Source organism: Variovorax sp. 01T439_2 (assembly GCF_056398445.1).
This window is the reverse complement of record NZ_JBFTPJ010000708.1, coordinates 1-3092: the sequence shown is the minus strand read 5'-3', so window position 1 is coordinate 3092 and position 3092 is coordinate 1. Positions and strand designations below refer to the sequence as shown.

Annotated in this window: 3 protein-coding genes and 1 pseudogene; 3 read left to right on the top strand and 1 reads right to left on the bottom strand. The window is 67.0% G+C overall.

Features of this window, described 5'->3' with window-relative positions:
* Both AC1DOC_RS26345 and AC1DOC_RS26340 read left to right on the top strand, forming a co-directional pair.
* Positions 1 to 811, top strand: an 811-nt coding sequence (locus AC1DOC_RS26345) for an NAD(P)-dependent oxidoreductase (protein ID WP_478130806.1), incomplete at its 5' end; no start/stop codon positions are given.
* 2 nt (positions 812 to 813) lie between these two features.
* Positions 814 to 1743: a DMT family transporter gene (locus tag AC1DOC_RS26340; RefSeq protein ID WP_478081157.1), complete on the top strand. Its 930-nt coding sequence runs from the start codon at positions 814 to 816 to the stop codon at positions 1741 to 1743.
* A gap of 30 nt (positions 1744 to 1773) precedes the next feature.
* Here the strand turns inward: AC1DOC_RS26340 and AC1DOC_RS26335 are convergent, their stop codons facing one another.
* Positions 1774 to 2646 (bottom strand): LysR substrate-binding domain-containing protein, encoded by an 873-nt coding sequence (locus tag AC1DOC_RS26335; protein ID WP_478130805.1) that lies wholly within the window; start codon positions 2644 to 2646, stop codon positions 1774 to 1776.
* A 108-nt stretch (positions 2647 to 2754) separates the two neighbouring features.
* Between AC1DOC_RS26335 and AC1DOC_RS26330 the strand changes: the two are divergent.
* Positions 2755 to 3092: pseudogene (locus AC1DOC_RS26330) on the top strand (mercaptosuccinate dioxygenase); the annotation flags it as partial.

Below are 3092 nucleotides of genomic sequence, written 5' to 3'. Positions count from 1 at the left end.
GGCGGGACACAGCGTCACGGTCTACAACCGGACGCCTGCTCGCTGCGATGTGCTGCGCCCCTTGGGCATCGAGGTCGCAGACACGCCAGGCCAGGTCTTCGAGGCCGCGGAGGCCGTCATCATCATGGTGCCGAGCCATCTGGAGGTGGACCAGGTCCTGGAGCGCTCCCCGGAGGGCGCAATCACCGCGCCTGTGAGCGGCCGGACCATCGTGCTGATGGCCACCGTGGCACCGGCGTACTCGACGGCGCTTGGCACCAGCCTCGCGGCCGCGGGCGCCCGCTACGTCGAAGCACCGGTCTCGGGCTCCAGGCAGCCCGCAGAAGCGGCGCAGCTCGTGATCCTGGCGTCGGCCACCGAACAGGCGCACATCGACCACGTGCAGCCACTGTTCGACGCGATCGGAAAGAAGACCGTTCGCTGCGGCCCGGTTCCGATGGCCATGCGCATGAAGCTGGCCAATCAGCTCCTGCTGATCGCCTGCTTCGAGGCGATTTCGGAGGCGACGCACTTCGCTGCAGGCATCGGCCTCGACGTGCAGCAATTTCTCGACATGGCGCAGGCCGGCCCCTTGGCCAACGACGTGCTGCGCTCGAAAGTCGCCAAGCTCGTGTCGAACGACTTTGCCCAGCAGGCCCCGATCCGCCATGTGGCCAAGGACATCGGGCTGGTTTGCGACGAAGCGGAGCAACGCGGCGTGTGGCTTCCGATTGCCACGGCCAACCGTTCGCTGTTTGCGGAGGCCATGCAGGCCGGGCAATCGCAGGACGATGCCATCGGCATCATCAAGATCCTGCGCAGGGGCAGGTAGCCATGTCCGCAGCTTCTTCCACCGCACTCGCGGGATCCGCGGGGCGGCATTCGCTGGCCGCGGGCGTGCTGTGCGGCCTTGCGGTCGCACTGATCTGGTCGAGCTGGTCGGTGGCCACGCGGTTCGCCGTGACCACCACCCTGGGGCCGCACGACGTGACGTTCCTTCGCTTCGGTGTTTCGGCCCTGCTCCTGTGGCCCATCCTGGCTCGAAAAGGCCTTGGCCTCGCACAGATCGGCATCGTGCGGCTGCTGGTGATGGCGCTGGGTGCGGGAGTGCCTTTCATGATGCTCGGTTCTGTAGGCATGCGCTTCGCACCCGCATCGCATGTCGCCACGCTCATGATCGGAACGATGCCGATCTGGGTGGCGGTGCTGTCCGGCGTTCTGTTCGGCGAAAAGTTCAGCCGCCAGCAACTCGGCGGCATGGCGGTCGTCCTCGCCGGCGTGCTCTGCATCGGCGGCTATGCGCTCCTTGCCAATCGTGCGGCAGGCGAGTGGCGAGGCGATCTGCTGTTCTTGCTGGCGGGCCTGTGCTTTGCAAGCTTCACCATTGCGCAGCGCCGCTCCGGCATCAGTCCCTGGCACGCAACCGCGCTGGTGAACGTGTGCTCCGCCGTGCTGTTCGCACCGATCTACTTCTTCTGGTTCACCCCGAACATCTTCACTGCGCCACCGGCGGCCGTCGGGTTCCAGGTTGTCGCGCAAGGCATTCTGGTCGCGATCCTCGGGATGTACTTCTATACCGAGGCCGTGCGCCGGCTCGGCGCTCCCAGAGCGGCCATTTTCGGTGCCCTCGCGCCGGCGCTCGCTGCATTGATCGGCGCACTGTTTCTCAAGGAAATCCCGGCTGCGCTCACCCTGGCCGGAATTGCCTTGGTGATGGGCGGGGTCGCACTGGTGGTGACGGGGGCGCGCGCCAAGCCAAGGTGATCAAGCGGCGCACAACGCGTGCGGAACATTTCAAGCCGGCATGTCGGTCCGCGGCAGCCGCAGGTGCTTCTTCAATGTCTCGAACACCTGCCGCGTGACCGGATTCACCACGTGGCTGTGCACGTACAGGTAGTACGCCAGGTCGGGCAGGCGCGGCATGCCGTCGCCGGCGCCCAGCACGCGCAGGCCGGCGTCGAGCTGCTCCACGCCGCGCGCCGTGACGCCGAGGCCCGCGCGCAGCGCGGCCTTGATGCCGATCAGGCTCGACGAGGTGTAGCGCGGCGTCCAGGCCACGCCGGCGGCGTCGAGCGCCTCGTGGCCGATGCGGCGGAAGATGCTGGGGCCGTCGGCCATGATCAGCGGCACCGGCTTGGACGGGTCGTGCACGTAGCTGGCGGCGCAGAGCCACACGGTCGGCGAATTGCGCAGCACCACGCCGTCGAACTGCGGGTCGGCGCGGTTCGAGATGATCATGTCGACCTCTCCGCTCTTGAGCGAGGTCATGAGATAGGGGCTGCGGCCGATGTGGATGTCCAGTTGCAGCAGCGGCGAGGTGCGCGCCACCTCGGTGAGCAGCAGCGGCAGCATGGTCTCGGCCACGTCGTGCGGCGCACCGATGCGCAGGTTGCCTTCGAGCTCGCCCTGGCGCAGGCTGCGCAGCGCCTCGTCGTTGAGCGCGAGCAGGTGGTGCGCGTAGGTCAGGAGCCGCTCGCCATGCTCGGTGAGGCGCTTCTGCCGGCCCTGCTTGGCGAACAGCGCGTGGCCCACCTGCTCTTCGAGCCGCTGCATCTGCTGCGTGATGGCCGACTGCGTGCGACCCAGGTGCACGGCCGCCGCCGCAAAGCTATGGTGGCTGACGACGGCCGCGAAGGAGCGCAGCAATTCAAGATCGAGCGTGGGCATACATTAATTTTATTGATGTATTTGTTGCGCCGGCTGGATTGTCGGGTCACGCTCCGGTCACTACAGTGAATGCACACCAAGACACGCATCCCCACTGGAGAACCCTGCATGAGCACCCTGTCCGACCCACGCCGCGAGGCGGTCGCCGCGTCCATCGACCGGATGAAGAAAGCCATTGGCGGCGCTGAACCAACCCGCGAAAAGCTCGATGCGGTGCTCGACGCGCTGCAAGGGCTGGCCGCGCGCACCGACTACTGGGGGCCCGCCGACTTTCCGGCGCCCGAGGCCGGCGAGCACCAGGCCCGCTACCTGATTGCCGAGGACCCGGACCAGAGCTATGCGCTTTATCTCAACGTGATGCGCCCGGGCAAGAAGATCGTGCCGCACAACCACACCACCTGGGCCTGCATTGCCGCGGTGGAAGGCACCGAGCACAACCGCGTGTA

Bases quoted from the DNA above. Each gene is read 5' to 3' on its own strand.
- AC1DOC_RS26340 (WP_478081157.1), top strand. From the start codon at position 814: ATGTCCGCAGCTTCTTCCACCGCACTCGCGGGATCCGCGGGGCGGCAT.
- AC1DOC_RS26335 (WP_478130805.1), bottom strand. From the start codon at position 2,646: ATGCCCACGCTCGATCTTGAATTGCTGCGCTCCTTCGCGGCCGTCGTC.